Below are 25,179 nucleotides of genomic sequence, written 5' to 3'. Positions count from 1 at the left end.
CAGAGCGCACCGAGAACGTGCAGAGCCTGATGCCGATGACTTGGAAGTTCGGCATCAACGACTTCGGGGGCAGGGAATGCCGCAGCCAATGAAGAAGCTCGACCCGGGGGCGTCCCCCCAGGAGTGGTTCGGAAACGAGCTGCGCGAGCTGCGTACGGCCGAGAAGCTGTCTGCTAAGGCTCTGGGGCGGTTAGTGCAGGTCAGCGACGACATGATCTTGTCTATCGAGAAGGGCAAGTACCCGAGCTGTCGGCGCGATTTGGCCCAGCGGCTCGACGACGTCTTCCACACTGGGGGCCTCTTCGACCGGGCGTGGCCGATGGTCTTTGGGAACCGCGACGCCGATAGGAAGCGGGCTGATGCCGATAAGCATTCAGCGGGTAGGGGGGAAGGGACCGTTCAGGTGCGGGCAGGCGGCATCCTGGGGAGAGACGAACCATCTCCTCGCCCCAGGAGCCATGAGCCAGTGGATCGACGCTCGTTCCTCCAAGTCAGCGGCCTCGCCGCCTTCGCCCCCTTAGACGTCACTCAAGTCTTCGCCCCCTCCGGGCTGTCCCTCCCGGAGAACGTCAGCCCTGGCCACATTGACCAGGTTCTCGCGGCGGCGGTCGCCATCAGCGGAATGGATAACCAACTGGGTGGGGGCGGCATGGTCCGGGATGTGGCCAGCAGCGCGATGCAGTGGTCCGCCGGCCTCCTTCAAGTGCAGTGCTCCGAGCACCTGCGTGCTGACCTGTTCGCCGCTGTTTCTCGGCTCGGCATCGTCGTGGGAGCGTCGGCATTCGACGCCTACCACCACGAGGAAGCCACAAAGACCTTCAAGTTCGCGGCCGACTGCGCGGAGGAGGCGGGGGACTGGCACCTACGGGCTAAGACGTACTCGTTCCTGGCACGACAGGCGGTGTGGACCGGCGCACCTGACGACGGCCTGACCTATGCGGAGAAGGGTCTGGTGCGCTCCGACCGGCTGACCGCCACCGAGCAGGCCATGCTGCACACCGCGCGCGCCCGTGCGTTCGGCAAGATGGGCAACGTCCGTGACACCATGGCGGCCGTCGGCGCGGCCGATGAAGCATTCACCCGGGCCCGCCCTGCGGAAGACCCGCAGTGGATGGCCTACTACGACACAGCGCAGCACAACGGTGACACCGCCCACGCCCTGTTTGATCTCGCCATCCTTGCCGGGCAGGACCCGGGCAGGGCGGCCCAGCGCTTCGACAACGCGGTGAAGGGCCACGCCGACGGCTTCAACCGCTCTCGCGCTATCTCCCGTACAAAACTGGCCGCCCTGATGATGGCGAAGGGCGACCCGCGGAAGGCGGCAATGATTGGGCACGACGCGCTGGACGAGGTCGGCCGGCTCACCTCCCGCCGGGCTCGCGACGACCTTCGGCAGCTCGGCCGCTTCGCCTCCAAGCACCCGAAGATTCCGGAGGCTTCTGCCCTGCGTGAGCGGATCGCCGCTACGGTCTCGGCATGACCACTTCGGCCCCCGCATCCGCCCGTCACGCCCTCGAACGGGCGTGCTCAGAAGTCGGTTTGGACGCTGCCGGGGCGGAGCCCGTAAGGGTGGCTGAGAACCAGATATGGCGGCTCCCCGGGCAACGCGTGATCGTACGGATCGGACGACCGGGCACGGACGCCGCAGCAGCCCGTGAGGTCCGCGTCGCACGCTGGCTCGCGCAGCAGAACATCCCCGCTGTACGCCTCGTCAATGACGAGCAGCCGGTCGGCGCAGACGGCAGGCCCGTGACCTTCTGGGTGGAACTTCCCGGCCTGAAGCACGGGTCGGTGCGCGACATCGCGGGCCTGTTGTCGCAGCTCCATTCCCTGCCCGTGCCGGACATCGAGCTGGGCTACCTCGATCCCTTCGTCCGGGTAGATGAACGGTTGGACGCCGCCAACACGATCCCGGACCGCGACAGGAAGTGGCTCCGCGGACTACATCGCGATCTCTCCGCAGCGTGGGAGGAACGGCCGGCCGGACTCCCGGACTGCGCCGTGCACGGAGATGCGTGGCCTGGAAACCTCGTCCGTACGAGCGACGGGCCCCTGATGATGGACCTGGAGCGCTTCTCCGTTGGACCGCCCGAATGGGACCTCGTATCTACAGCGGTCCGTGCCAAGACGACCGGCGCGGTCACCGCGCCGGAGTACACCGAGTTCTGCGAGAAGTATGGGCGCGACGTGACCGAGTGGGAGGGCTACCCCATCCTCGCGGGTGCCAGGGAGTTGCGGATGGCGACGTACGCCGCGCAACATGCGGCCACGAACGAGGAGTGGGTGGACCAGGCGCGGCACCGGATCGACTGCTTGCGCGGTCGATCCGGTCCGCGGCCGTGGTCGTGGAAAGGCATCCTCTGACCAGCGCGTCCGTCAGGTCAGCTCGAAGGGGGCTTGTGGCCGCCGATGGGGACCTTGGACAGTGGGTCGTACTGGTCGTCGGTCTCGGGCCTGTCGTACACGGTGTCCGCGGTGTGCGACTCGGGAGACCACCGGCCGCGGCGGTTGCGTTCCCGCAGGGGGACGCTGGCGGCGACCATCTCGGTGTTCGGCCCGGCCCGCAGCGAGTGCGCCGTCACCTTCTTCCCTGGCGCGGGTGGGCGTGGCGCATCTGATCGCGCACGGCCATCGCCGGGTCGCCTTCATCGGGGACCGGCCGGCCACCCTCTATACCCGCAAGATGCGGCTGCGGGTTATCGGGCGGCGCTGGCGGAGGCGGGTCTTCCGTACGACCCTTCGCTGGTCGTCACGGCCCACGACCCGTACGCGGCAGGGGTCGCCGTACGCCGCCTGCTCGCCCTCGCCACTCCCCCGACCGCCGTGTTCGCGGCGAACAACTTCGCCTCGCTCGGGTCGTCCCGGCGCTCGCCGAGGCCGGCCGGCGCGATGTCGCCCTGGTCGGCTTCGACGATCTGCCGCTGGCGGCGGTGCTGGAGCCGGGCCTGACGGTCGTCGCGCAGAACCGGCGGCGATGGGGACGGCTGCGGCGGAGCAGATCCTGGCCCGCTTGTCCGGCGACCGCTCGGCGGCGCGGACCCGGACGGTACCGGTGACGCTGATCGCCCGGGGCTCGGGCGAACTGCGTCCTCCGGGCTGAATCGCCGCACGCCGACGTGGAGCCCCGTCGTCGACAACCGGGACGCCGACCGCTACCGGCAACAGGTCGCGCTGGTGGTGGCAGGCCGCCTGGCCGTACTCCGCGACGAGGCGGAGCGGCAACTGGCCGCCGATCCATAGCAGGACCAAGGCAAGCCGAGGGCTTCGACGTGTGCGCTGATGGTCATGCCGCTGCGGCGCAGGAGCTTCGCGATCTCGTTACAGCCCTTGGCCTCACCGTGCAGCCGACGGATCTCTTCGCGCTCTTCAGCGGTGACGAGCCTGGAGGCCATAGGTCACCTCCGGAACATGCAGAAGCCCGGCCGCCGGAGCAGGGGACGGCCGGGCAGAAAGGGCGAGGCGATCAGCAGGACTCTTCGAACTTCACCGCGGTGAGGGTGACTGGCTGCCCATCGAGCTTTGAGCCTGCTTTCGGGTCCTGCCCGCAGACCTTCCAGTTGGACTCCATGAGGACCATGCGGCTTTCACCAGAGAGGTCGGCCACGGTGAGGCTGGTCGAGCTGTCCAGGGCTTGCCTCGCAGCTTTGACGGACTTGCCCGCGAAGTCGGGCATCGTCCCGCCAGCTTCCTTCGGCTCCCCCTGGTCTGCGCTGGGACAGTCCTCGGTGAGCTTCACGGTTCCGAAGTCGACCGTTGTGTCGGTCAGGTGCTCGCCGGCCTTGGGCGTCTGGGTGCAGACCTTCCACTGTCGGTCGAGGACTTGGTTACGTGCCCGTCCGAGGGAGTCGTGGGACTTGAGGACGTAGAACCCTGCTGCCTGGGCTTGATCCTGGGCGGACTGGAGGCCCTTGCCGACCATGTTGGGCAGTGCGGCGGGCTTTGCGTCGTCGTTGCTCCCGGGACTGGCGGGGGCAGGTGCTTTGCTCTCGCTGGTGCTGTCTGACCCCGCCTGAGTGGTGTCTTGGCACGCGGTAAGCGTGAGCAGCGCTGCGGCGGCGAGCGCGAGGGTGGTGGTGCAGGTGCGCATGATCCCCCTTGGGATTCTTGCTGGTGAGGGGAGCATCGTGCCCGCGGTGTGGGGCGTGTGGTACCGGTATGGCTGTTCTGTGACACAAGGAAGCCCCGCACGCCGGCGAGGCTGCAAGTCTGGCTTCCTATGTGATGACGCCTGGGGAGCCACGCAGATTCCTGAGCTGAAAAGCGCGCCGGAACAGTCCTCCGAAATAGTCGCCGATTAGGTGACCACTTAGATGTCAATTAAGTGGTCACCAATTGCCGGATCAGCGTTTCGCTACACGGAAATAATCGTGAGCGTCTTATTCAAGGTCATCAGTTGGTCTTTAACTTCCGTCGCCACGGCGGACGTTACGCCCATCGCGCCACTGACCTGCGGAAACGTGGCTGTTGGCGTCTACCCCCCTTGGTGTGTGTAGGATAATCGCTGTTCCACCGATCTCCCCCAACTCCGCCTACAAATGGGCGGGTTCGCGGGCTTCGGCCCATCCGGGGCTGAACGGAGAAAGGGAGGGGCAGTGGACGATCGCGAGGAGAGCAACCCACGTCAGAGGTGGACCGTCTATGAGCGGTTGACGGTCGGCATCGGGCTCGTCGGGTTGCTCCTGGCGGCGATCGCCGCAGTGGGAGAGTTCGTCCGGTAGAACGCCCACACACGAGACGCCGGTCGGGGCCGCGGCAGCTGCATACGCAGCGAGCCCGGTCTGCTGCTAGGCGACCGGGCTCGTGAACTGCGCGAGGGGGCTCGACTCTGGCAGGAGTTGGGCCCTCTCATGCTTTCAGTGGTTCTGTGATTCGAAACTATGCGCAGCACAGCTCCGATTCAACCGACACTGACAAGTAAGACTGTACATCGACCCCACCGTAGTGCACTGAGGAGTGCGCTCAGATGAGCTCAGGGGGCGGCTCCGATGGCCCCGGCCGCTACTTGCGGTCTCGGGCGGTAGGAACGCCCTGGGAGTAGTCCGCTCGCGAGGCCGCGCCTGCGGGCGGAACCTTGAGGCATGACGAACGGCACCTACGAAGGCGACGCCATACTCCTTGCGGGCGAGGATCTGCGGCTCTACGTCCAGGCCGACCTCGTCACCTATGGCCGCAAGGCGGATCACAAGTGGGGCGGCATACTGCGCGAGGTCGAGACGGCGCGGGTTTACGACATTGCGAACAGCGAAGATCTTCGGCTTCGCATGCCGGACGGTCAGGAGCGCAAGATGTTCGTGGAGCCCACGTATCACGACTACGAGGCCGAGTTCACTGCTCTACGTATGGAAGGGCTGGGTACGCCCCCGTTCTAGCCGTGCGCGAAGCCGGAGAGCTGGAGCTGGACGCGTTCCAGGAAGCAAAGCAGCTCCACCCGCGACACCGACCGCCCTACCGAGTGTGCCGCTGCTGGACGCGGGCGACGGCCCACCCCATGCCGGGTGAGCCGCCGCCCGGCCGGCCTCAGACCCCCGGGATTTCCCGTGCCCGGAACGCGTCCCGTACCGCGGTCACCGCGCGCTCGCCGTGCATCTTCCGGGCCGTCTCGATCGTCGTCAGAGCCGCGTCCGTGAAGCTCGTGTCCGGCGCGAAGCCGAACTGCGCGTTCACGATGATCCGGTCCGCCGTGCGCGCACCGAGCTTGGACCGGATGTCGAACAGCGCGCGGGACCAGATCTGCCCGTCCGCGTGCACCTGGCCGACCCGGTCGCCGTAGACCTTGCTGCCGTCCACCCGCCGCAGGCAGTGCGGCGTGGTCGACGTGTACGACACCGCGTCCCAGTCCGCGACGCACGCCACGTCCGCCTTCAGCGGCCAGCCGTACTTCGCCGCCGCGTGCGCGCCCACCGTCACCGCGAGGTAGTCGCCGAACGCCTCGCCGATCGCCCCGGCCTCCACCGACGTGCCGAAGCCCGGCACCTGCGCGTGGTGCACGGCGTGCCCGTACTCGTGCATGACCACCTCGGCGTCCTCGGCGTCGTCGACACCGCCCTTGCCGAAGCGGATCTCCGCCTTCTTGTCCGTGAAGAAGGAGTTGTCCGAGCCCCACTGGTTGATTCGGACCGGCTGCGCCCGGTCATTCGCGCCGGGCAGCTCGCTGCCGAAGCCCAGCCCCTGGAGGTACTCCTGCGACTCATTGACCCAGAAGTAGGCCATGACCTGCTCGAACTGGTCGTCGTGACGGTCGTACGTACCCGCTTCCGCGACCTTCGCCGAGGCGCCGGTATCCGATCTCACGTATGCCCACCTGCCGGACAGTCCGCCGCTCGCGTCCAGGTTGCGCAGCGCGGCCGTGCCGTACGCGGAAGAGGGGACGGCGTCGGCCGAGTCCTTCGCGTCGGTCAGCGACTGGTCGTTCGAGGACTGGACCGGGTTGACCATGAAGAGCCGGGCCTGCGGGAACGGGCCGGCCGAGGCCCCGGCGGGGGCGGTCAGGGTGGCCAGGGTGGCGAGAGCCGCGGTGAGGGTGGCCGCGGCGAGCAGGCCGCGGTGTGTGCGACGGGACATGGAACATCCTTCTGCCAAGGGATGCGGGGGGTGGCGTGGCGCGGGCGTGATCATCCCGTACGCGCCCGGCTTTGGCCAGGGCCCGGACACATGGTTCGCTTGCCGCATGCGCACCATCACCGTGACCACCTGGTCGCTGGAACAGACCTCGCCCGACGACCTGCGCCCCTCCGCCGCGCCGCCGGGCGACATCCGGATCGTGCGGGCGGAGATCCCCTCCCCCGAGTTCAGCCGCTTCCTCTACACCGCGGTGGGCGGTGACATCCAGTGGACCGACCGGCTCGGGCTGACGTACGAGCAGTGGCAGGCGGCCCTGGACCGGCCCGGGGTCGAGACCTGGGTCGCGTACGTCAACGGCACTCCGGCGGGGTACGTGGAGCTGGACCCGCAGGACGAGGGTGTCGTGGAGATCATGTACTTCGGTCTGATCCCGGCCTTCCGGGGGCGGCGGATCGGCGGGCACCTCCTGTCCTACGGGGTCGCGCGCGCGTGGGATCTCGCCGAGCGGTGGCCAGGCCGGCCCGAGACGAAGCGGGTGTGGCTGCATACGTGCAGCAAGGACGGGCCGCACGCCATGGACAACTACCTGCGCCGCGGCTTCCGGCTCTTCGAGACGAAGACCGCCGAGGAAGAGGACGTGGAGACGGTCGGACCGTGGACCGGGGCGCACGCCTGAACCGGCATCCAGAAAGTGACCGGCAACACACTGTCTCGCGATTCGGGACAGAGTTGTCCACATTGTGGTCGGTGGTGGACTGGCCGGAGATCCCCATGACACGCTTCCGTCATGTCTTCAGCTGGAGTTGCCTTGGTGAGTCGGCGGCACGTCGACCTCGGCCGCATGTCCAGCGCCATCTGTCCGGTGGGCTGACAGCACAGCACCACCGAATTCATTAGCCGTCCCCGCCGTCGCGGACGAGCCGGCCACCCCGATACGCACGTGATCTCCGCTCACCCGGCGGAGCACTCCGATCTGTCGTGTCCGACCGTCTTTTTTGCTGGTCACAGGGGACGGCCGGCGCGATCCGCCACTCCTTGAGCCGCCAGAGAAGGACGAACACAACCATGGCCGCCACGCCGGAAAAGCCCGCTGCCGTCACGCCCCGCCGCAAGGCCGGACGCCACCGTGGCGAGGGTCAGTGGGCCGTAGGTCACTTCACCCCCCTCAATGGCAATGAGCAGTTCAAGAAGGACGACGACGGTCTCAACGTGCGGACACGCATTGAGACGATCTACTCCAAGCGGGGATTCGACTCGATCGACCCCAATGACCTCCGTGGCCGTATGCGCTGGTGGGGTCTTTACACCCAGCGCAAGCCCGGGATCGACGGCGGCAAGACCGCGATCCTGGAGCCGGAGGAGCTGGACGACGAGTACTTCATGCTGCGCGTGCGCATCGACGGCGGGCGGCTGACCACCGAGCAGCTGCGTGTCATCGGTGAGATCTCGCAGGAGTTCGCGCGCGGGACGGCCGACCTCACCGACCGGCAGAACGTCCAGTACCACTGGATCCGGATCGAGGACGTACCGGAGATCTGGCGTCGGCTCGAAGAAGTCGGGCTCTCGACGACCGAGGCCTGCGGTGACACGCCCCGCGTCATCCTCGGCTCCCCGGTCGCGGGCATCGCCGAGAACGAGATCATCGACGGCTCCCCCGCCATCGACGAGATCCAGCGCCGCTTCATCGGCAACCCGGACTTCTCGAACCTGCCCCGCAAGTTCAAGTCCGCGGTGTCCGGATCGCCGCAGCTCGACGTCGCGCACGAGATCAACGACATCGCCTTCGTCGGCGTCAACCACCCCGAGCACGGGCCCGGCTTCGACCTCTGGGTCGGCGGCGGGCTCTCCACCAACCCCAAGCTCGGTGTCCGCCTCGGCGCCTGGGTGCCGCTCGACGAGGTGCCGGACGTCTACGGCGGCGTCATCGGCATCTTCCGCGACTACGGCTACCGCCGCCTGCGCACCCGCGCCCGCCTGAAGTTCCTCGTCGCCGACTGGGGTCCGGAGAAGTTCCGCCAGATCCTGGAGGACGAGTACCTCAAGTACAAGCTGGTCGACGGCCCCGCGCCCGAGCAGCCCTCCGGGACGTGGCGCGATCACCTCGGCGTGCACAAGCAGAAGGACGGCCGCTTCTACGTCGGCTTCGCCCCGCGCGTCGGCCGCGTGGACGGCGCCACGCTGACGAAGATCGCCGACCTGGCCGGAGCCCACGGCTCGGGCCGGCTGCGTACCACCGCCGAGCAGAAGATGATCGTGCTCGACGTTGAGGAAGCTCAGGTCGAGTCGCTCGTCGCCGGGCTGGAGGCGCTGGACCTGCGGGTCACGCCGTCGCCGTTCCGGCGCGGCACGATGGCCTGCACCGGAATCGAGTTCTGCAAACTCGCGATCGTCGAGACGAAGGCGCGCGGCGCGTCGCTCATCGACGAGCTGGAGCGGCGCATCCCGGAGTTCGACGAGCCCATCACGATCAACATCAACGGCTGCCCGAACGCCTGCGCCCGTATCCAGGTGGCGGACATCGGTCTCAAGGGCCAGCTGGTCCTTGACGACGAAGGCAACCAGGTCGAGGGCTTCCAGGTGCACCTCGGCGGCGCGCTCGGTCTTGAGGCCGGTTTCGGCCGCAAGGTCCGCGGGCTGAAGGTCACCTCCGCCGAGCTGCCCGACTACGTCGAGCGCGTGCTGCTCCGCTTCCAGGAGCAGCGCGAAACCGGTGAGCGCTTCGCGACCTGGGCGGCGCGGGCGAGCGACGGTGACCTGTCATGAGCGAGCGTGCGGCGCCCTTCTACTGCCCGTACTGCGGCGACGAGGACCTGCGGCCCAACGAGACAGGTCACGGCGCGTGGGAATGCGCGGCATGCAACCGCGCCTTCCAGTTGAAGTTCCTCGGGCTCCTCGCCCGTGGGGCTGCGCGCAACGACGTTGGAGGGGACGAGATATGACCACGGTTCAGGAAGATCTCAAGTCGCTGGCGGAAAAAGCCGGGCGGGACCTCGAAGAGGCCTCCGCCCTCGACATCCTCAAGTGGGCCGCCGACACCTTCGGTGACCGTTTCTGCGTGACCTCCTCCATGGAGGACGCGGTCGTCGCCCACCTCGCCTCCCGCGCCAAGCCCGGCGTGGACGTCGTCTTCCTCGACACCGGCTACCACTTCCCGGAGACCATCGGGACGCGGGACGCCGTCGAGGCCGTCATGGACGTCAACGTCATCACCCTGCTGCCCTGGCAGTCCGTCGAGGAGCAGGACGCCGAGTACGGTCCCAAGCTTCACGACCGCGACCCCGACCTGTGCTGCGCCCTGCGCAAGGTCAAGCCGCTGGAAGACGGGCTGAAGGGTTACAGCGCCTGGGCGACCGGCCTGCGCCGCGACGAGTCCCCGACCCGTGCGAACACCCCGGTCGTCGGGTGGGACGAGAAGCGCCAGAAGGTCAAGATCTCGCCGATCGCCCGCTGGACGCAGGAGGACGTGGAGGCGTACGTCGCCGAGCACGGCGTCCTCACGAACCCGCTGCTGATGGACGGTTACGCGTCCGTGGGCTGCGCGCCCTGCACCCGCAGGGTCGAGGAGGGCGAGGACGCCCGCGCCGGCCGCTGGGCCGGGCGCAACAAGACCGAATGCGGGCTGCACGGCTGATGACGAGCAACGATCAGGAGAAAGACGTGACTGGGGCCACCATCTGGCTCACGGGTCTGCCGAGCGCCGGCAAGACCACCATCGCCTACGAGCTGGCCGGACGGCTGAAGGCCGAAGGCCGCCGTGTCCAGGTGCTGGACGGTGATGAGATCCGCGAGTTCCTCTCTGCGGGCCTCGGCTTCAGCCGTGAGGACCGGCACACCAACGTCCAGCGGATCGGTTACGTCGCCGAACTGCTCGCCCGTAACGGCGTGCTGGCGCTGGCTCCCGTCATCGCGCCGTACGCCGACAGCCGCGAGGCCGTCCGCAAGCGCCACCAGAACGAGGGCACCGCGTACCTGGAGGTGCACGTCGCCACGCCGGTGGACGTGTGCTCCGTACGCGATGTGAAGGGTCTGTACGCCAAGCAGGCGGCCGGCGAGATTTCCGGGCTGACCGGGGTCGACGACCCCTACGAGGCGCCCGAGTCGCCCGACCTGCGGATCGAGTCGCACCAGCAGACCGTGCAGGAGTCCGCAGCCGCGCTGCACGCGCTGCTCACCGAAAGGGGTCTGGCATGACGACGACCGCCGCAACTGCCGCAGAGGGCATCGACAGCCCGTACGCGCTCAGCCACCTGGACGCCCTGGAGTCCGAGGCCGTCCACATCTTCCGCGAGGTGGCGGGTGAGTTCGAGCGGCCGGTGATCCTCTTCTCCGGCGGCAAGGACTCGATCGTCATGCTGCACCTGGCGCTGAAGGCGTTCGCGCCCGCGCCGGTTCCCTTCACGCTGCTGCACGTCGACACCGGGCACAACTTCCCGGAGGTGCTGGAGTACCGCGACCGCACCGTCGCGGAGCACGGGCTGCGGCTGCACGTCGCGTCCGTACAGGAGTACATCGACGCCGGGAAGCTGCGCGAGCGGCCCGACGGCACGCGCAACCCGCTCCAGACCGTGCCGCTGACCGAGGCCATCCAGCAGCACCGCTTCGACGCGGTGTTCGGCGGCGGGCGGCGCGACGAGGAGAAGGCGCGCGCCAAGGAGCGGGTCTTCTCGCTGCGTGACGAGTTCTCCGCGTGGGACCCGCGCCGCCAGCGCCCCGAGCTGTGGCAGCTCTACAACGGCCGCCACGCGCCGGGCGAGCACGTGCGCGTGTTCCCGCTGTCCAACTGGACCGAGCTCGACGTGTGGCAGTACATCGCCCGCGAGAAGATCGAACTCCCCGGCATCTACTTCGCCCATGAGCGCGAGGTCTTCGCCCGTAACGGCATGTGGCTGACGGCGGGCGAGTGGGGCGGCCCGAAGGAGTCGGAGAAGGTCGAGACGCGGCTGATCCGCTACCGGACCGTCGGCGACATGTCCTGCACCGGCGCCGTCGACTCCGACGCCACGACGCTCGACGCCGTGATCACCGAGATCGCCGCTTCCCGGCTCACCGAGCGGGGCGCGACCCGCGCCGACGACAAGATGTCCGAGGCCGCGATGGAAGACCGCAAGCGCGAGGGGTACTTCTAAACATGACCACCACCACTGGCACCGGCCTGACCGAACAGTTGTCGGCCACCACCCTGCTGCGCTTCGCGACGGCCGGCTCCGTCGACGACGGCAAGTCCACCCTCGTGGGCCGCCTGCTGCACGACTCCAAGTCGATCCTCACGGACCAGTTGGAGGCCGTCGAGGCGGCGTCCCTCAAGCGCGGTCAGGAGGCCCCCGACCTGGCGCTGCTGACGGACGGCCTGCGCGCCGAGCGCGAGCAGGGCATCACCATCGACGTCGCGTACCGCTACTTCGCGACCACGCGCCGCAGGTTCATCCTGGCGGACACCCCCGGGCACGTGCAGTACACCCGGAACATGGTGACGGGCGCGTCGACCGCCGAGCTGGCCGTCGTGCTCGTCGACGCCCGCAACGGTGTCGTCGAGCAGACCCGCCGGCACGCGGCGGTCGCGGCGCTGCTGCGCGTCCCGCACGTGGTGCTCGCCGTCAACAAGATGGACCTGGTGGAGTACGCCGAGCCGGTCTTCGCGGCCATCGCCAAGGAGTTCACGGCGTACGCCGCCTCGCTCGGTGTCCCGGAGATCACCGCGATCCCGATCTCGGCGCTGGCCGGCGACAACGTGGTGGAGCCGTCCGCGAACATGGACTGGTACGGCGGCCCGACGGTGCTGGAACACCTGGAGACGGTCCCGGTCAGCCACGACCTGGCGAGCTGCAAGGCCCGCTTCCCGGTCCAGTACGTCATCCGCCCGCAGACCGCCGAGCACCCCGACTACCGGGGTTACGCCGGCCAGATCGCGTCCGGCGCGCTGCGCGTGGGTGAGGCCGTGACGGTCCTCCCGTCCGGTCGTACGTCGACGATCTCGGGCATCGACGCGCTGGGCGAGGCGGTCGACATCGCCTGGGCGCCGCAGTCGGTGACGGTCACGCTCGCCGACGACCTGGACATCTCGCGCGGTGACCTGATCGCGCCGAGCGGTTCCGCGCCGGCCACCACCCAGGACGTCGAGGCGACGGTCTGCCATGTGGCGGACCAGCCCCTGACGGTCGGCCAGCGGGTGCTGCTCAAGCACACCACCCGTACGGTCAAGGCGATCGTCAAGGAGATCCCGTCGCGGCTGACGCTGGACGACCTGTCTCAGCATCCGGACCCGGGTCAGCTCGTCGCCAACGACATCGGCCGCGTGAAGGTCCGTACGGCCGAACCGCTCGCGCTCGACGCGTACCGCGACTCGCGCCGCACCGGATCGTTCCTGCTGATCGACCCGGCGGACGGTACGACGCTGGCGGCCGGCATGGCGGGCGACTCGTTCGCCGCCGAGGCCGTGAAGGCCGTGGACGCCGTGGCGGACGACGAGGGCTGGGACTTCTGATCATGACCGTCGAGACCATCGACATCTACGCGACGTTCTCGAAAGAGGGCGGCCGCATCGGCAGCGGCACCGTCGGCGCGGGCACGGGCGGAGTCGCGCGATGTGCCCGATGACGTACGCGCACCGCTCGCGCGCCCTGCCGCCGTACCGACGAAGACCTGCCGACTTCCCGGGCACACCCCGCTCCACGCGAGAGGTGTGACGCCGGGCCACCCGAGAGGAACACCTCCCGTGCCAGCCCCACGTAGCACCCTTCGCCGCAGCCTCGCCGCTGCCGCCGCCCTGCCGCTGCTGATCGGCGCGCTCGGCGCCTGCGGTTACGGCTCGCAGGCCAAGAAGGACGACAGCGTCGTTCCGGCTGCCAAGGGCGCGAGGACCGGCGGGCTCGACGAGGTACGGATCGGCTACTTCCCCAACGTCACGCACGCCACGGCGCTGGTCGGGCTCCAGCAGGGCCTGTTCCAGAAGGAGCTCGGCGGCACGCAGGTCAAGCAGCAGCCCTTCAACGCGGGCCCCTCGGCGATCGAGGCCCTCAACGCCGGTGCCATCGACATCAGCTGGATCGGACCCTCCCCGGCGATCAACGGCTTCACCCAGTCGGACGGCCAGAACCTGAAGATCATCTCGGGCTCGGCCTCCGGCGGTGTCTCGCTCGTCGTCAACCCCGAGAAGATCAAGTCCCTGGACGACCTCAAGGGCAAGCGCATCGCGACCCCGCAGCTCGCCAACACCCAGGACGTGGCGCTGCTGAACTACCTGTCGGAAAAGGGCCTGGAGGTCGACGCCAAGACCGGCAAGGGCGACGTCACCGTCGTCCGCCAGGACAACAAGGAGATTCCGGGCTCCTTCGAGTCCGGTGCGCTGGACGGTGCCTGGGTGCCGGAGCCCACCGCGTCCAAGCTGGTCGCGGGCGGCGGAAAGGTGCTGCTCGACGAGAAGAAGCTGTGGAAGGACGGCAAGTTCGTCATCACGAACGTGATCGTCTCCCAGAAGTTCCTCAAGGAGCACCCGGATGTCGTCGAGGCGGTGCTGCGCGGCTCGGTGAAGAGCAACGCGTGGATCAAGGCCAACCCGGACGAGGCGAAGGCCGCGGTCAACGCGAAGCTGAAGGCCGACTCCGGCAAGGAGCTGCCCGCCGAGGTGCTCGACCCGGCGTTCAAGAACGTCGAGACGACCGATGACCCGCTCGCGACGACGCTGCGGGACGAGGCCGGCCACGCGGTCAAGGCCGGTCTTCTCACGGACCCGCTGCTCGACGGCATCTACGACCTCACGCTCCTCAACAAGGTGCTGAAGGCGGAGAAGCGGCCGGCCGTCGAGGACGCCGGACTCGGCACCAAGTAACCGTCGGCACCAAGCAACCGTCCTTCCCGCCCAACCGGAACGCCCTCAGGAGGTGAGGCTCATGGCCACCACACTCGACGTCAAGCAGGCCGCCGCGCCCGCAGACACGGTGCCGTACGCCGCACGGATCGACCACGTGTCGAAGTCGTTCGGCCGGCCCGGCGCCCAGCAGCTCGTGCTGGACGACATCAGCATCGATGTCGCGCCCGGCGAGTTCGTGACCCTGCTGGGGGCTTCCGGCTGCGGCAAGTCGACGCTGCTCAACCTGGTCGCCGGACTCGACAAGCCCTCCGCGGGCGCCATCGACGTACCCGGTGGCCGGCCCGCCCTGATGTTCCAGGAGCACGCGCTCTTCCCGTGGCTTACGGCCGGGAAGAACATCGAACTCGCCCTCAAGATGCGCGGCATGGCGAAGCCCGAGCGGCGCGGCGAGGCCGAGCGACTGCTGCAACTGGTGCGTCTTGGCGGGGCGTACGGGAAGCGGGTGCACGAGCTGTCGGGCGGTATGCGCCAGCGCGTCGCACTGGCGCGGGCGCTCGCGCAGGACAGCAAGCTGCTGCTGATGGACGAGCCGTTCGCGGCGCTGGACGCCATCACCCGCGACGTACTGCACGAGGAACTGACGCGGATCTGGTCCGAGACGAGCGTCTCGGTCCTCTTCGTCACCCACAACGTCCGCGAGGCCGTCCGCCTCGCCGAGCGCGTCGTGCTGCTGTCGTCCCGCCCCGGACGCATCGCACGCGAGTGGAAGGTCGGCATCCCGCAGCCGCGCCGGATCGAGGATTCCGCGGTCGCCGACCTGTCCGTAGAGATCACTGAACAGCTGCGGGGGGAGATCCGCCGACATGGCCAGCACTGATACGACACCGAATACCAGCCCGAAGAACGACCTCGCCGGTCTTGAGGCCGGCCTGGACGCCCTGGAGACGAAGCACTCGGCGGAGCGGGTCGGCCTGGGGCGGATCCTGCTGTCCAAGGTGGTGCCGCCGCTGGTGGCCATCGCCCTGGTCATCACGCTGTGGCAGCTCGCGGCGGCCTCCGACCTCAAGCCGGACTACGTCCTGCCGAGCCCGGTGGACGTATGGCACTCCATCGAGAAGATGTGGCTCGAAGGCACTCTGCTCGGCTACATCTGGACCAGCATTTCGCGCGGCGCCCTCGGCTTCGCGGTCTCCGTCGCCATCGGTACGCCGCTCGGGCTGCTCGTGGCCCGGGTGAAGGTGGTGCGGGCGGCGATCGGCCCGATCCTGTCCGGGCTCCAGTCGCTGCCGTCGGTGGCCTGGGTGCCGGCGGCGATCATCTGGTTCGGGCTGACGGACGCGACGATCTACGCGGTGGTGCTGCTGGGCGCCGTACCGTCGATCGCGAACGGTCTCGTCGCCGGTGTCGACCAGATCCCGCCGCTGTACCTGCGGGCGGGCCGCACCATCGGGGCGACAGGCATCAACGGCATACGGCATGTGCTGCTGCCGGCCGCGCTGCCCGGTTACCTGGCGGGGCTGAAGCAGGGGTGGGCGTTCTCGTGGCGCTCGCTGATGGCCGCCGAGCTGATCGCCAATTCGCCGGATCTCGGCACGGGTCTCGGACAGCTGATGGAGAACTTCCGTACGTTCAGCGACATGTCGGGCGTGCTCGCCACCATCATCCTGATCCTCGTTGTCGGCATCGGCATCGACCTGCTGTTCTTCTCCCCGCTGGAGCGCCGCGTGCTGCGCAGCCGTGGCCTGCTGACCAAGGGCTGATCCACCATGTCCAGTAGCCGCCCGGTTCTCCTCGTCATAGCCCACGGCAGCCGCGATCCGCGGCACGCCGCGACCGTGCACGCCCTGGTGGCGCGGGTGCGGTCGCTGCGGCCGGGGCTGCGCGTGGAGACCGGCTTCCTGGACTTCAACGCCCCTGCGGTTCCGCAGGTGCTGGAGCGCCTGGCCGGGGAGGGCGTTCAGGACGTGGTGGCCCTCCCCCTCCTCCTGACCCGCGCCTTCCACGCGAAGGCCGACATCCCCGCCGTACTCCACGAGGCGTCGGCGCGGCTGCCGCGGCTGCGGATCCACCAGGCGGAGGTGCTGGGCCCCTCGCCGCTCCTCCTGACCGCCCTGGAACGGCGGCTGTACGAAGCCGGGCTCACGCCCGGTGACAAGAGCTCGACCGGGGTCGTCCTGGCCTCGGCGGGCTCCACAGACCCGGAGGCGATCGCAGTGATCGCTGAAATTGCGCGGGAGCTGCGGTACACCGGTTGGTGCGCCGTGCGGCCTGCGTTCGCCTCCGCATCTCTGCCCCGCACGGAGGACGCGGTGCGGTCCTTGCGGGCGGCGGCCGGTGTGCGGCGTGTCGCCGTCGCCCCGTACGTCATCGCCCCCGGCTTCCTGCCGGACCGGATCGCGCGGGGGGCGCGGGAGTCCGGCGCGGAGGTGCTGGGTGAGGTGCTGGGTGCGTCGCCGGAGCTGGCCCATTTGCTGCTGGCCCGGTACGACGAGGCACGGGTGCCGGTCCGCCTGGCGGCGGTCAGCGCGTAGACAGTGCCCTGCGGGGCTTTCCCTTGGGGCGGAGCCCCGGAACTACCCCGCGTCCACCAGCGCCGTGAGCTCCGCGACCTCCATCGAGCCCGCCTGCCTCCGCTCCCGCGCGAACGTGTTCGCGACACGCTGCAACGCCTCGTTCACCGGCGTCGGAACGCCGTGCAGCCTGCCCAGCAGCACGATCTCCCCGTTCAAGTAGTCCGCTTCGATCGTGCCGGTCCCCCGGCTGAGGCTCTGCCAGGACGACCCGCCGCCCCGCTCCGCACCGTCAAGCGGTTCCAACGTGATCCGGCCGCCCCGAGCTTCGGCCTGTTCCGCCGGGGACGTGGCCTCGATGCCGGCGGCGGCCAGCGTGGCCTGCCCCTCAGCCAGGGCGCGCTTGAAGAGCGCCCTGGCCTCGTCGCTCGCGATGAGCCCGGTCACCGCCTCGATCGAATTGGCCAGGTTGCTCAGCAGCTTGGCGTACTTCCAGCGCATGACATCCGGTACCACCGGTGCCAGGAACCGCGACTTCGCCAGGTCGGCGGCGATCCTCCGGACCGTGTCGTCAACACCCGACGGGTAGCGGCCGACGTGCAGCATCCCGGACACCGGCGCGCCCGCGGCCGACACGCAACCCGGGTCCGTGTGGGTCGCGGGCAGCCATACGCACATGCCGTAGACGTGCCGGAAGCGGCGCAGCGCGAGGCGTTCGCTCTCGACGCCGTTCTGCGCGCAGACCAGCGGCAGGAGTCCGCCCGCCGTGCCGCCCCCGGCCACCGGCCGCGCGGCCCACGTGTCGAGTGCGGCCGCGCTGTCCTGGGTCTTGACGGAGAGGATCAGTACGTCGTCGGCGCGGAGGAACGGGCCGAGGCCGTCCGGGCTCTGGACCACGGGGAGTGGGTGCGTACGGGTGCCCTCGGGCGTCGTCAGGCGCAAACCCCCCGCGCGCAGGGCGTCGTAGTGCGCTCCGCGTGCGACGAGCACCACCTCGTGCCCGCCCTCCGCCAGCCGCCCGCCGATCGTGCCCCCGACCGCCCCTGCCCCGATGATGATGTAGCGCATGCGTGCGAGCCTCCCACACCCCGCCCCTTGTGTGCAGGGTGCACGGAGTAGCGTGCGCACATGATCTCGGACACCTTCACGATCGGCGGGGACCTGCCCGTACGCCGGCTCGGGTTCGGTACGGCCCAGCTGACCGGGCCCGGTTACTGGGGCCCGCGCGGCGCGCGTGCGGATGCGGTCGCGGTGCTGCGGCGCGCGGTGGAGCGCGGTGTCACGCTCATCGACACGGCGGACAACTACGGTCCGGGGCTGGCGGAAGAGCTCGTCGCCGAGGCGCTTCACCCCTACCCGGCCGGACTCGTCGTCGCCACGAAGGGCGGGGTGGTCCGTACGGGCGCCGACGCCTGGCACATCGCGGGGCGGCCCGAGGACCTGCGGGCGATGTGCGACGCGAGCCTGCGGCGGCTGCGGGTCGAGACCATCGATCTGTATCAGCTGCACCGGCTCGATCCGGACGTACCGATGGCCGAACAGCTCGGCGCGCTCGACGAGCTGCGCGCGGCGGGCAAGATCCGGCACATCGGCCTGGACTGCGTCAGCGTGGGGCAGTTGGAGGAGGCGCTGGCGCTGACGGAGATCGCGTCCGTACAAAACCGCTTCAACCTGGTGGACCGGTCTTCCGAGGACGTTCTGGAGCTGTGCGAGACACGCGGGATCGCGTTTCTGCCCTGGTTCCCGCTGGCGAACGGTGAGTTGGGGAAGGGGCGTGGGCAGCTCGCGCTGGCCTGGCTGCTGCACCGCTCCCCCGTGCTGTGCCCGACGCCGGGCACGGGGTCGCTCGTACACCTGGAGGAGAACCTGGACGCGGCGGAGCTGCGGCTGAGCGCGGAGGAGATGGCGGAGCTATGAGCAGTGCCGTGCTCCGGCCGCACGGGCGGGGCGGGTCATGGCCCCTGCGGCGTGACGCCGGGGCCGGTGCTTTCTTCTTCCTCTTCGTACGGCGTGCCCTGGTGGAAGTAGAGCAGCCAGCCCCGGTCCGTCAGGCGCCACAGCGAACTCCGGTGGGCGCGGCGGCCCTTGCTCTCGGTGTCGAAGGTCAGCTGGACCAGGTCTTCAGCGAGCCGTACGCCCGTCATCCGCGTCGTGGTGATCGGGCGGGCCGTCGAGGCGGACCCGTCGGTGAGGGCCGCGATGACCGAGTCACGGTCCCAGCGGCGGCCCGACGCGCCGAATTCGCGGAACTCGGGATGGAGCAGCTCGGCGAGGAGGCCGGGGCTGTTGCGGACGGTCGGGTCGAGCAGGCGCAGTTCGTTCTCGATGGCGGCTTCGACGGCGTCGTCAGTCACGGGTCATCTCCACGAGTTTGGTGACCGTGTTCCAGTTGCGGGTGGTCCCGGTGACGCCCTTGAGGAGGGCCGGTCGCGCGAGTACCTCGGCGAGCTTGGAGCGGCCGAGACCGTCCGGTGCGTAGAGGTAGAGGACGCGGTCGCCGAGGCGGAATTCCTCGGGGAGGTACGCCGCCGGGTCGATGGACGCGAACCGGTCGGGGGCGACGGGCCCCGAGAAGTAGGTGACGTGCAGTTGCCTGGCCTGCAGCTCGGCGGCCGGGAAGGGGCAGGCGTCGGCGACGGCCTTCAGATAGGCGCCGCTGCGGACCAGGCAGTCGACGCTGAAGCCGAAGTGGGTCTCGATGGCCCGCTCCAGGGCCGCGGCGAGTGCGTCCTCGGCTGCGGCCGATGCGTCCACGTCGGTGGTGAAGACGGCGTTGCCGCTCTGGAGGTACGTACGGACATCCCGGTGGCCCAGTTCGGTGAGCAGCGCCCGGAGCTGCGCCATGGGGACCTTCTTGTGCCCGCTCACGTTGATTCCGCGCAGCAGGGCGGCGTACGTCGTGGTCATGCGCCAAACGATAAGCGGCCGCCGCACCCCGTGGGGGAGGGCACGGCGACCGCTCGCTCAGTGCTGAGCGCGAGTGCTTACTCGACGACCTTCAGCAGCTTGTTCGGGGTGCCCTGACTCGGGTTGCTGATCTTGTCGGGGGTGGCCCCGCCGGTCAGCGCCGTCGCGACGGCCTCCGGGGTGGCGTCCTTGTGGCCCGCCAGGTAGACGGCGGCGGCGCCCACCACGTGCGGGGCCGCCATCGACGTACCGGAGATGGTCTTCGTGCCGCCGTCGCTGTCGTTCCAGGAGGAGGTGATGTCGGAGCCGGGCGCGTAGATGTCCACGACGGCGCCGAAGTTGGAGAAGTCGGACTGCGCGTCGTCCTTGGTGCTGGAGGCGACGGTGATGGCCTCCTTCACGCGGGCCGGGGAGCCCTGGCCGGCGTCGCTCGACTCGTTGCCCGCCGCGACACCGTAGGTGACGCCGGAGGCGATGGACTTGCGTACCGCCTCGTCGAGGGCCTCGTCGGCGCCGCCGCCGAGGCTCATGTTGGCGACGGAGGGGCCCTGGTGGTTCTTGGTGACCCAGTCGATGCCGGCGACGACTCCCTCGGTGGTGCCGGAGCCGTTGTCGTCGAGGACGCGGACCGCGACGATCTTCGCCTTCTTGGCGACACCGTGCGCGGCGCCCGCGATGGTTCCGGCGACGTGCGTGCCGTGACCGTTGCCGTCGTCGGCGGAGTCGTCGTTGTCGACGGCGTCGAAGCCGTGGGCGGCGCGTCCCTCGAAGTCCTTGTGCGAGACGCGGACACCGGTGTCGATGACGTACGCGGTGACGCCCTCGCCCGCGCTGTCCGGGTACGTGTACTTGCTGTCGCCGGCGGTGTCGGCCTGGTCGACGCGGTCGATGCCCCAGGACGGCGGGTTGTCCTGTGTCGCGTTGATCGAGAACTTCTTGTTCTGGACGACCTTGGCGACGGACGGGTCGGCGGCGAGGCGCTTGGCCTCGGTTTCCGAAAGTCCGCTGGCGGAGAAGCCGTTGATGGCGGAGCTGTAGTCGCGCCGCAGCTTGCCTCCGTACTCCTTGGCCAGGTCCTGCTTGTCGGCCTTTTCGTCCAGCATCACGATGTAGCTGCCGGCGACGGCGCCCTTGGCGTCGGCTCCGTACACGTGGCCCTCGGCGACGGGAGCGGCTCCCGCGAAGGAGGAATTGAGTACGGTCACGCCGGCCGCTGCCGCTACGGCGGTTATCGCCGCGGTGAGCTTCAGGCGGCTGGAACGCTTATGAAATGCCATGAAGAGGGGTCTCCTCGTCAAAATGTGGGGGGATTTGCCTCCGGACCGGAAATTCTCCGGGGCTGCCTCGAAACCCTGACCGATTGACGCGCTCAGATCAAGACCTTCATACGCCTGTTACTTACTCAACAAGGGTTCGTAATAAGAAATGGGTCAGCGCACGCCAAGTCGGACAGGAGCCTCAACTCCCGTTGCCCGCCGCCGGGTCGCCGTCGCCGAGTGCGACCCACCAGTGCCCGTCGTCCTTGACGAGAAGGAGTTCCTGCCGCCTTCCCGTCTTCTCGTACGCCAGGCCCACCCTGTTGAAGTACGGCACAACGCCTTCGACGACGGTGGCTTCCACCCGGCCTTGCGCGTCATCGGCGTACTCGCGGACGAACTTCCGGGCGTCTGCGCCGGGTTGGCCGAAATCCGGCCCCGCGAGTCGGGCAAGCCCTTCGGCGTCGCCGGCCTTGAGCCGCTGTACGTACACCTTCACGAGGGTGTCGACGTCCTCCGCGGTCTCCGCGACGTCCGCGTACTCGGACTTCTCCGCCTTCACCGTGACGTCGGCCGACGGCGAGTCGGCGAGAGCGTACGGCGGACGGAACCAGATCAGCCAGACGCCGGCCGCCACGGCGGCGGCCGGCGCGAGGGCGCCCCCACAAATCAGTGCGAAACGCTTGCCCATGAGTACCGCTCCCCCAGGTCCGACGCGGACGATCAAGGAGACGGTATCCCGGTCACCGAGCGGGCAGCTCGGCCTCGATGAGGTCGGCCGCTCGCGCGGTGCCGCCCTCGGATGCCATGGCGCGGCGCATGTCCTCGGCCCTGCGCGCCACCTCGGGGTCTTCGACGAGGCCGAGGACGGCGGCGCGCAGGGCGTCGGCGGTGGCGGCCTCGGTGTCGATCCTGCGGGCGACGCCGAGCGAGACGAGCATGTCGGCGTTGCCGAACTGGTCGACGGCCTGCGGGACGGCGACCATCGGTGTACCGGTGGCGAGGCCCTCCTGGCTGCCGCCGGCGCCCGCGTGCGTGATGAAGGCGTCGGCCTGCTTGAGGACGGCCAGCTGCGGCACCCAGTTGTGCACCTCGATGTTGGCAGGCACCTCGCCGAGCTCCGACGCGTCCACGAACTTGCCGATCTGGAGCACGACATGCCAGCCGGGCAGGTCGCCGAACGCCTTGACGCACTCCCGGTAGAAGGCCGGCAGCTTGGTGAACGCCGAACCCAGCGACACCAGCAGCACCTTCTCCGCGCCGGCCGGGCGCTGCCAGCCGCCCTGGTCCTCGCGGTCGCCCTGGCAGGCGCCGACGAAGGAGTAGACGGACCGGTCCACGCGGTCGGCGTTCGGCTGGAGGACCTTGGGGATCATGACGATGCTGCGGCGCGGCGCCGCGAAGCGGTCGGGGTCGATGTCGGGCATCCCGTTCTCGTCGAGCCAGGCGCGGAAGCGCGCGAAGTACGCCCGGCCGCGCTCGGACTGCTTGAGCTCGGCGAACATCGGCCCGGCGACCTCCTCTTCGTACCCCTGCCAGGCGACGAGATTCGGGGAGAGCGAGACGGCGGGCACGCCCCAGCGGTGGGCGAGGACCGGCGCCGGGTAGGCGGTGATGTCGTGGATGACGAGGTCCGGTTCGTCGCCCTCGAACGCCTCGACGAGTTGCGGCAGGACCTGGATCGCGTCGTTGAGGAATGGCTCGATGTTGTCGATCAGCTCCGTGCCCCAAGCCTCCGGATCGTCTTCGGTGGGGAGTGTCGAGGTGTAGACGACCGGGTCGGCGCCGGTGACGGCGACTTTCTCGGCGAAGGAGGCGGGGATCGCGTACGAGACGCGGTGTCCCCGTGCGACGAGCTCCCGGATCACTTCGATGCTCGGGTTCACGTGCCCGGGGGCGGCGATGGAGAACATGGCGATGTGGGCACGCTTGCGTGAAGTCATGCCGCGACCTTAAGCGAGACGATACGTCTCGTGCAATATGATTTACTCAGCGCTGGTAGCGGGCCAGCACCAGGTTTCCGTCCTCGACCAGGCGTTTCTCCAGCTCGTCGGCGTCGATGGCACCGCTGTAGTACTCCTGGTAGGCGGGGGTCGCCACCTTGTCCTTCCACTCGGGATAGCCGCGCACGGACTGGGCAGGGGCCGGCACCAGGTGCTCGGCGAGTGCGGCGCCGGTCGCCCAGCCGTCCTTCTCGGCGCGCAGGGCCGGGTCCTCCAGGGCGCCGGTGCCGGTGGGGAGCATCCAGTCGCCCTTGGCGAGGCGCGCCATGTTGGCGGGCCGGAGAAAGAAGTCGATGAACTCCATCGCCTCCTTCTTGTACGGGCTCTCCTCGGCGATCGAAAGCGTCTGGGGGCTCACTCCCTGGGCGGGGCCCCCGGCGCCGGCCGGGGCCGGCAGCACTGTCCACTCGAAGCCTTCGGGTGCCTGCTGGGCGATCTGCTGCCGGTAGGAGAAGCCGAGCGGCACCATGGCGTACTTGCCGCCGAAGAAGCCGGGCAGGGTGTCGGAGCCGCCCATGCCGAGGGTGGCCGCCGACGCGCTCTTGTCGGCGTTGACCTGGTCGCGGACGGTGTCGGGGACCACGGCGTCGCCCTCGGTGAAGCGCACTTCGGCCTTGCCGTCGGCGTCGCGGTGGAAGAGCCGCCCGCCCGCCGAGAGCCCCAGGTTGAGGGTGGCGGAGACGGGGTCCTTGAGCGGCCAGGCGACGCCGAACTTCCTTCCGTCGCCGCTGCCGTCGCTCAGTTTTTTGGTGATCCGGCGGAACTCCGGCCAGCTCCACGGCTTTTCGGCAGTCGGGATGCGTACGCCCGACTCCTTGAGGATCTTCTCGTTGGCGATCAGGACCCTCGGCTCCTGGAGGAACGGCACGCCGTACACCCCGTCGCCGAACGTCGTCGTGTCCCAGCTGCGCTGCGGGATGTCGCCCTTGAGCCGGGCGGGCAGCAGCTCGCGCAGGTCGGTGAGGTAGCCGCCGTACGCGAAGTCGGCCAGGTCGTCCGAGGCGTCGTGGATGATGTCCGGCGCCTCGCCGCCCTCGAAAGAGGTCAGCAGCTGGTCGTGGACGCTGTCCCAACTGCCCTGGACGTACTCGACGCGTACGTCGGGGTGTGCGGCGTTCCACTCGTCGACGAGTTCCTTGTTGGCGTCGACGGACTCCTTCTGCCAGGCGAGGGACTGGAAGCGGAGTGTGACCTTCCCATCGGCGTCCCGGCCGCCGCCGTCGCCGTCGTCCGAGCAGCCGGTGAGGAGCAGCGACGCGAGCGCGGTGGCCGCGACCGCGAGCTTGGTGATACGTCGCATCACGCCTTCACCGCCCCGGCCATCATGCCGCCCGTGATCCGCCGCTGGATGAGGGCGAAGACGACGAGGGAGGGGAGCGTGGCGAGGAACGCGGCGGCGGCGAGCGGGCCGAGGTCTGCCACGCCTTCCGCGCCGAGGAAGTGGGTCAGAACGACCGGCAATGTCTGCATCGAAGGGGTCTTGAGGAGGACCAGCGCGAAGAAGAACTCGTTCCACGCGGTGATGAACGCGAACAGCGCGGTGGCGACGATGCCGGGGGCCAGCAGCGGGGCGGTGACCGAGACGAGCGTACGGAGCCTGCCCGCCCCGTCGACCGCCGCCGCCTCCTCCAGCTCGCGCGGTACGGCCCTGACGTAACCGACCAGCATCCAGAGCGCGAAGGGCAGGGACCACACGACGTACACCATGATCAGGCCCACCAGGGAGTTGATCAGGTGGAGGTTCTTCAGGATCAGGAAGAGCGGGATGATCACCAGGACGAAGGGGAACGCCTGGCTGACCACGACCCAGCCGGTGGCGGCGGCGGAGAGTTTGTTGCGGTGACGGGCCATGACGTAGGCCATCGGGGTCGCGATGACGACCGCGATCAGAGCTGCCGAGAGCGCGGCGGTGAGGCTGTTGAGCGCGGCTTCCAGCAGGGGCTGTTCGTCGAAGGCCTGGCGGAAGTTGTCGAGGGTCGGGTTGGCCGGGATCCAGGTGGGGTGCAGGGAGCCGAGCTCGCGCGGCGGCTTGAAGGCCGTCGAGACGAGCCAGAGGAAGGGGAAGGCGAGAAAGACGAGGTAGCAGGCGAGCGCGAGGTACTGGCCGGTGCGTGCGGACCTGCTGGTGCGCAGCG

General features: G+C 69.2%; 28 protein-coding genes. 16 read left to right on the top strand and 12 right to left on the bottom strand.

Annotated elements, in window-relative coordinates; genetic code table 11:
* Positions 1-88: 88 nt before the first annotated feature.
* Both J7E96_RS24345 and J7E96_RS24340 read left to right on the top strand, forming a co-directional pair.
* On the top strand, positions 89-1,480 hold the full coding sequence (locus J7E96_RS24345; protein ID WP_251070351.1) for a helix-turn-helix transcriptional regulator: 1,392 nt from the start codon (positions 89-91) through the stop codon (positions 1,478-1,480).
* A gap of 89 nt (positions 1,481-1,569) precedes the next feature.
* Positions 1,570-2,364 carry a phosphotransferase gene (locus J7E96_RS24340; RefSeq protein WP_308296109.1) on the top strand — a complete coding sequence of 265 codons (795 nt, stop codon included), beginning with the start codon at positions 1,570-1,572 and terminating at the stop codon, positions 2,362-2,364.
* Between the two features lie 17 nt (positions 2,365-2,381).
* On the opposite strand, the gene J7E96_RS37640 is transcribed toward J7E96_RS24340, so the two are convergent.
* From J7E96_RS37640 to J7E96_RS24325, 3 genes are all read right to left on the bottom strand, one after another.
* Positions 2,382-2,582, bottom strand: a complete 201-nt coding sequence (locus J7E96_RS37640) for a hypothetical protein (RefSeq protein ID WP_251070350.1) — start codon at positions 2,580-2,582, stop codon at positions 2,382-2,384.
* Positions 2,583-3,152: 570 nt separating this feature from the next.
* Positions 3,153-3,392, bottom strand: a complete 240-nt coding sequence (locus J7E96_RS24330) for a helix-turn-helix domain-containing protein (RefSeq protein ID WP_215133806.1) — start codon at positions 3,390-3,392, stop codon at positions 3,153-3,155.
* Between the two features lie 71 nt (positions 3,393-3,463).
* Positions 3,464-4,087 carry a PASTA domain-containing protein gene (locus tag J7E96_RS24325; protein ID WP_215133805.1) on the bottom strand — a complete coding sequence of 208 codons (624 nt, stop codon included), beginning with the start codon at positions 4,085-4,087 and terminating at the stop codon, positions 3,464-3,466.
* A gap of 991 nt (positions 4,088-5,078) precedes the next feature.
* On the opposite strand from J7E96_RS24325, the gene J7E96_RS24320 reads away from it, so the two are divergent.
* Positions 5,079-5,369, top strand: coding sequence for a hypothetical protein (locus tag J7E96_RS24320; protein ID WP_215133804.1), 291 nt, complete (start codon positions 5,079-5,081; stop codon positions 5,367-5,369).
* Between the two features lie 148 nt (positions 5,370-5,517).
* Here J7E96_RS24320 and J7E96_RS24315 read toward each other — a convergent pair whose 3' ends face one another.
* The gene (locus J7E96_RS24315) at positions 5,518-6,561 is read right to left on the bottom strand and encodes a M4 family metallopeptidase (protein ID WP_215133803.1); all 1,044 of its coding nucleotides are present in this window, start codon (positions 6,559-6,561) and stop codon (positions 5,518-5,520) included.
* 106 nt (positions 6,562-6,667) lie between these two features.
* On the opposite strand from J7E96_RS24315, the gene J7E96_RS24310 reads away from it, so the two are divergent.
* The 12 genes from J7E96_RS24310 to J7E96_RS24260 all read left to right on the top strand — a co-directional run bounded on the left by J7E96_RS24310 (position 6,668) and on the right by J7E96_RS24260 (position 16,899).
* A complete protein-coding gene (locus J7E96_RS24310; protein ID WP_215133802.1) occupies positions 6,668-7,237 on the top strand; it encodes a GNAT family N-acetyltransferase in 570 nt (189 codons plus the stop codon).
* Positions 7,238-7,348: 111 nt separating this feature from the next.
* Positions 7,349-7,432: a putative leader peptide gene (locus tag J7E96_RS38900; RefSeq protein WP_355250053.1), complete on the top strand. Its 84-nt coding sequence runs from the start codon at positions 7,349-7,351 to the stop codon at positions 7,430-7,432.
* 194 nt (positions 7,433-7,626) lie between these two features.
* Positions 7,627-9,324: a nitrite/sulfite reductase gene (locus J7E96_RS24305; protein ID WP_215133801.1), complete on the top strand. Its 1,698-nt coding sequence runs from the start codon at positions 7,627-7,629 to the stop codon at positions 9,322-9,324.
* On the top strand, positions 9,321-9,500 hold the full coding sequence (locus J7E96_RS24300) for a hypothetical protein (RefSeq protein ID WP_214976379.1): 180 nt from the start codon (positions 9,321-9,323) through the stop codon (positions 9,498-9,500). The genes J7E96_RS24305 and J7E96_RS24300 overlap by 4 nt, the downstream gene beginning before the upstream one ends.
* Positions 9,497-10,192, top strand: a complete 696-nt coding sequence (locus J7E96_RS24295; protein ID WP_215133800.1) for a phosphoadenylyl-sulfate reductase — start codon at positions 9,497-9,499, stop codon at positions 10,190-10,192. The genes J7E96_RS24300 and J7E96_RS24295 overlap by 4 nt, the downstream gene beginning before the upstream one ends.
* Complete coding sequence (gene cysC, locus J7E96_RS24290; RefSeq protein ID WP_215133799.1) at positions 10,174-10,752, top strand: adenylyl-sulfate kinase; 579 nt, start codon at positions 10,174-10,176, stop codon at positions 10,750-10,752. Before J7E96_RS24295 ends, cysC begins: the two co-directional genes overlap by 19 nt.
* Entirely contained in the window at positions 10,749-11,687 is a 939-nt protein-coding gene (gene cysD, locus J7E96_RS24285; protein WP_215133798.1) for a sulfate adenylyltransferase subunit CysD, read from the top strand. Before cysC ends, cysD begins: the two co-directional genes overlap by 4 nt.
* 2 nt (positions 11,688-11,689) lie before the next feature.
* Complete coding sequence (locus tag J7E96_RS24280; protein ID WP_215133797.1) at positions 11,690-13,042, top strand: sulfate adenylyltransferase subunit 1; 1,353 nt, start codon at positions 11,690-11,692, stop codon at positions 13,040-13,042.
* A gap of 231 nt (positions 13,043-13,273) precedes the next feature.
* Positions 13,274-14,386 carry an aliphatic sulfonate ABC transporter substrate-binding protein gene (locus J7E96_RS24275; protein WP_215133796.1) on the top strand — a complete coding sequence of 371 codons (1,113 nt, stop codon included), beginning with the start codon at positions 13,274-13,276 and terminating at the stop codon, positions 14,384-14,386.
* Between the two features lie 61 nt (positions 14,387-14,447).
* On the top strand, positions 14,448-15,245 hold the full coding sequence (locus J7E96_RS24270; RefSeq protein WP_215133795.1) for an ABC transporter ATP-binding protein: 798 nt from the start codon (positions 14,448-14,450) through the stop codon (positions 15,243-15,245).
* Positions 15,232-16,128 (top strand): ABC transporter permease, encoded by an 897-nt coding sequence (locus J7E96_RS24265; protein WP_215133794.1) that lies wholly within the window; start codon positions 15,232-15,234, stop codon positions 16,126-16,128. Before J7E96_RS24270 ends, J7E96_RS24265 begins: the two co-directional genes overlap by 14 nt.
* A 6-nt stretch (positions 16,129-16,134) precedes the next feature.
* A complete protein-coding gene (locus J7E96_RS24260; RefSeq protein WP_215133793.1) occupies positions 16,135-16,899 on the top strand; it encodes a sirohydrochlorin chelatase in 765 nt (254 codons plus the stop codon).
* Positions 16,900-16,941: 42 nt separating this feature from the next.
* Here the strand turns inward: J7E96_RS24260 and J7E96_RS24255 are convergent, their stop codons facing one another.
* On the bottom strand, positions 16,942-17,946 hold the full coding sequence (locus J7E96_RS24255; protein ID WP_215133792.1) for a ketopantoate reductase family protein: 1,005 nt from the start codon (positions 17,944-17,946) through the stop codon (positions 16,942-16,944).
* A gap of 60 nt (positions 17,947-18,006) precedes the next feature.
* Here J7E96_RS24255 and J7E96_RS24250 point away from each other — a divergent pair, with 60 nt between their 5' ends.
* Complete coding sequence (locus J7E96_RS24250; protein WP_215133791.1) at positions 18,007-18,795, top strand: aldo/keto reductase; 789 nt, start codon at positions 18,007-18,009, stop codon at positions 18,793-18,795.
* A 35-nt stretch (positions 18,796-18,830) separates the two neighbouring features.
* Here J7E96_RS24250 and J7E96_RS24245 read toward each other — a convergent pair whose 3' ends face one another.
* The 7 genes from J7E96_RS24245 to J7E96_RS24215 form a co-directional block, all read right to left on the bottom strand.
* Entirely contained in the window at positions 18,831-19,232 is a 402-nt protein-coding gene (locus J7E96_RS24245) for a DUF4440 domain-containing protein (protein WP_215133790.1), read from the bottom strand.
* Positions 19,225-19,785 carry a DUF1697 domain-containing protein gene (locus J7E96_RS24240; protein WP_215133789.1) on the bottom strand — a complete coding sequence of 187 codons (561 nt, stop codon included), beginning with the start codon at positions 19,783-19,785 and terminating at the stop codon, positions 19,225-19,227. Before J7E96_RS24240 ends, J7E96_RS24245 begins: the two co-directional genes overlap by 8 nt.
* 77 nt (positions 19,786-19,862) lie before the next feature.
* Positions 19,863-21,062 carry a S8 family peptidase gene (locus J7E96_RS24235; protein ID WP_215133788.1) on the bottom strand — a complete coding sequence of 400 codons (1,200 nt, stop codon included), beginning with the start codon at positions 21,060-21,062 and terminating at the stop codon, positions 19,863-19,865.
* Positions 21,063-21,243: 181 nt separating this feature from the next.
* Entirely contained in the window at positions 21,244-21,732 is a 489-nt protein-coding gene (locus J7E96_RS24230) for a hypothetical protein (RefSeq protein WP_215133787.1), read from the bottom strand.
* Positions 21,733-21,784: 52 nt separating this feature from the next.
* Complete coding sequence (mgt, locus tag J7E96_RS24225) at positions 21,785-22,984, bottom strand: macrolide-inactivating glycosyltransferase (RefSeq protein ID WP_215133786.1); 1,200 nt, start codon at positions 22,982-22,984, stop codon at positions 21,785-21,787.
* Between the two features lie 46 nt (positions 22,985-23,030).
* Positions 23,031-24,344: an ABC transporter substrate-binding protein gene (locus tag J7E96_RS24220; RefSeq protein WP_215133785.1), complete on the bottom strand. Its 1,314-nt coding sequence runs from the start codon at positions 24,342-24,344 to the stop codon at positions 23,031-23,033.
* Positions 24,344-25,177 carry a carbohydrate ABC transporter permease gene (locus tag J7E96_RS24215; protein ID WP_215133899.1) on the bottom strand — a complete coding sequence of 278 codons (834 nt, stop codon included), beginning with the start codon at positions 25,175-25,177 and terminating at the stop codon, positions 24,344-24,346. The genes J7E96_RS24220 and J7E96_RS24215 overlap by 1 nt, the downstream gene beginning before the upstream one ends.
* Positions 25,178-25,179: the final 2 nt, after the last annotated feature.

The organism is Streptomyces sp. ISL-96, assembly GCF_018614035.1.
Taxonomy (GTDB): Bacteria; Actinomycetota; Actinomycetes; order Streptomycetales; family Streptomycetaceae; genus Streptomyces.
This window is presented reverse-complemented; position numbering and strand designations above follow the sequence as displayed.

Bases quoted from the DNA above. Each gene is read 5' to 3' on its own strand.
- J7E96_RS24345 (WP_251070351.1), top strand. From the start codon at position 89: ATGAAGAAGCTCGACCCGGGGGCGTCCCCCCAGGAGTGGTTCGGAAAC.
- J7E96_RS24330 (WP_215133806.1), bottom strand. From the start codon at position 3,392: ATGGCCTCCAGGCTCGTCACCGCTGAAGAGCGCGAAGAGATCCGTCGG.
- J7E96_RS24325 (WP_215133805.1), bottom strand. From the start codon at position 4,087: ATGCGCACCTGCACCACCACCCTCGCGCTCGCCGCCGCAGCGCTGCTC.
- J7E96_RS24320 (WP_215133804.1), top strand. From the start codon at position 5,079: ATGACGAACGGCACCTACGAAGGCGACGCCATACTCCTTGCGGGCGAG.
- J7E96_RS24315 (WP_215133803.1), bottom strand. From the start codon at position 6,561: ATGTCCCGTCGCACACACCGCGGCCTGCTCGCCGCGGCCACCCTCACC.
- J7E96_RS24310 (WP_215133802.1), top strand. From the start codon at position 6,668: ATGCGCACCATCACCGTGACCACCTGGTCGCTGGAACAGACCTCGCCC.
- J7E96_RS38900 (WP_355250053.1), top strand. From the start codon at position 7,349: ATGTCTTCAGCTGGAGTTGCCTTGGTGAGTCGGCGGCACGTCGACCTC.
- J7E96_RS24305 (WP_215133801.1), top strand. From the start codon at position 7,627: ATGGCCGCCACGCCGGAAAAGCCCGCTGCCGTCACGCCCCGCCGCAAG.
- J7E96_RS24300 (WP_214976379.1), top strand. From the start codon at position 9,321: ATGAGCGAGCGTGCGGCGCCCTTCTACTGCCCGTACTGCGGCGACGAG.
- J7E96_RS24295 (WP_215133800.1), top strand. From the start codon at position 9,497: ATGACCACGGTTCAGGAAGATCTCAAGTCGCTGGCGGAAAAAGCCGGG.
- cysC (WP_215133799.1), top strand. From the start codon at position 10,174: ATGCGGGCTGCACGGCTGATGACGAGCAACGATCAGGAGAAAGACGTG.
- cysD (WP_215133798.1), top strand. From the start codon at position 10,749: ATGACGACGACCGCCGCAACTGCCGCAGAGGGCATCGACAGCCCGTAC.
- J7E96_RS24280 (WP_215133797.1), top strand. From the start codon at position 11,690: ATGACCACCACCACTGGCACCGGCCTGACCGAACAGTTGTCGGCCACC.
- J7E96_RS24270 (WP_215133795.1), top strand. From the start codon at position 14,448: ATGGCCACCACACTCGACGTCAAGCAGGCCGCCGCGCCCGCAGACACG.
- J7E96_RS24265 (WP_215133794.1), top strand. From the start codon at position 15,232: ATGGCCAGCACTGATACGACACCGAATACCAGCCCGAAGAACGACCTC.
- J7E96_RS24260 (WP_215133793.1), top strand. From the start codon at position 16,135: ATGTCCAGTAGCCGCCCGGTTCTCCTCGTCATAGCCCACGGCAGCCGC.
- J7E96_RS24255 (WP_215133792.1), bottom strand. From the start codon at position 17,946: ATGCGCTACATCATCATCGGGGCAGGGGCGGTCGGGGGCACGATCGGC.
- J7E96_RS24250 (WP_215133791.1), top strand. From the start codon at position 18,007: ATGATCTCGGACACCTTCACGATCGGCGGGGACCTGCCCGTACGCCGG.
- J7E96_RS24240 (WP_215133789.1), bottom strand. From the start codon at position 19,785: ATGACCACGACGTACGCCGCCCTGCTGCGCGGAATCAACGTGAGCGGG.
- J7E96_RS24235 (WP_215133788.1), bottom strand. From the start codon at position 21,062: ATGGCATTTCATAAGCGTTCCAGCCGCCTGAAGCTCACCGCGGCGATA.
- J7E96_RS24230 (WP_215133787.1), bottom strand. From the start codon at position 21,732: ATGGGCAAGCGTTTCGCACTGATTTGTGGGGGCGCCCTCGCGCCGGCC.
- mgt (WP_215133786.1), bottom strand. From the start codon at position 22,984: ATGACTTCACGCAAGCGTGCCCACATCGCCATGTTCTCCATCGCCGCC.
- J7E96_RS24220 (WP_215133785.1), bottom strand. From the start codon at position 24,344: ATGCGACGTATCACCAAGCTCGCGGTCGCGGCCACCGCGCTCGCGTCG.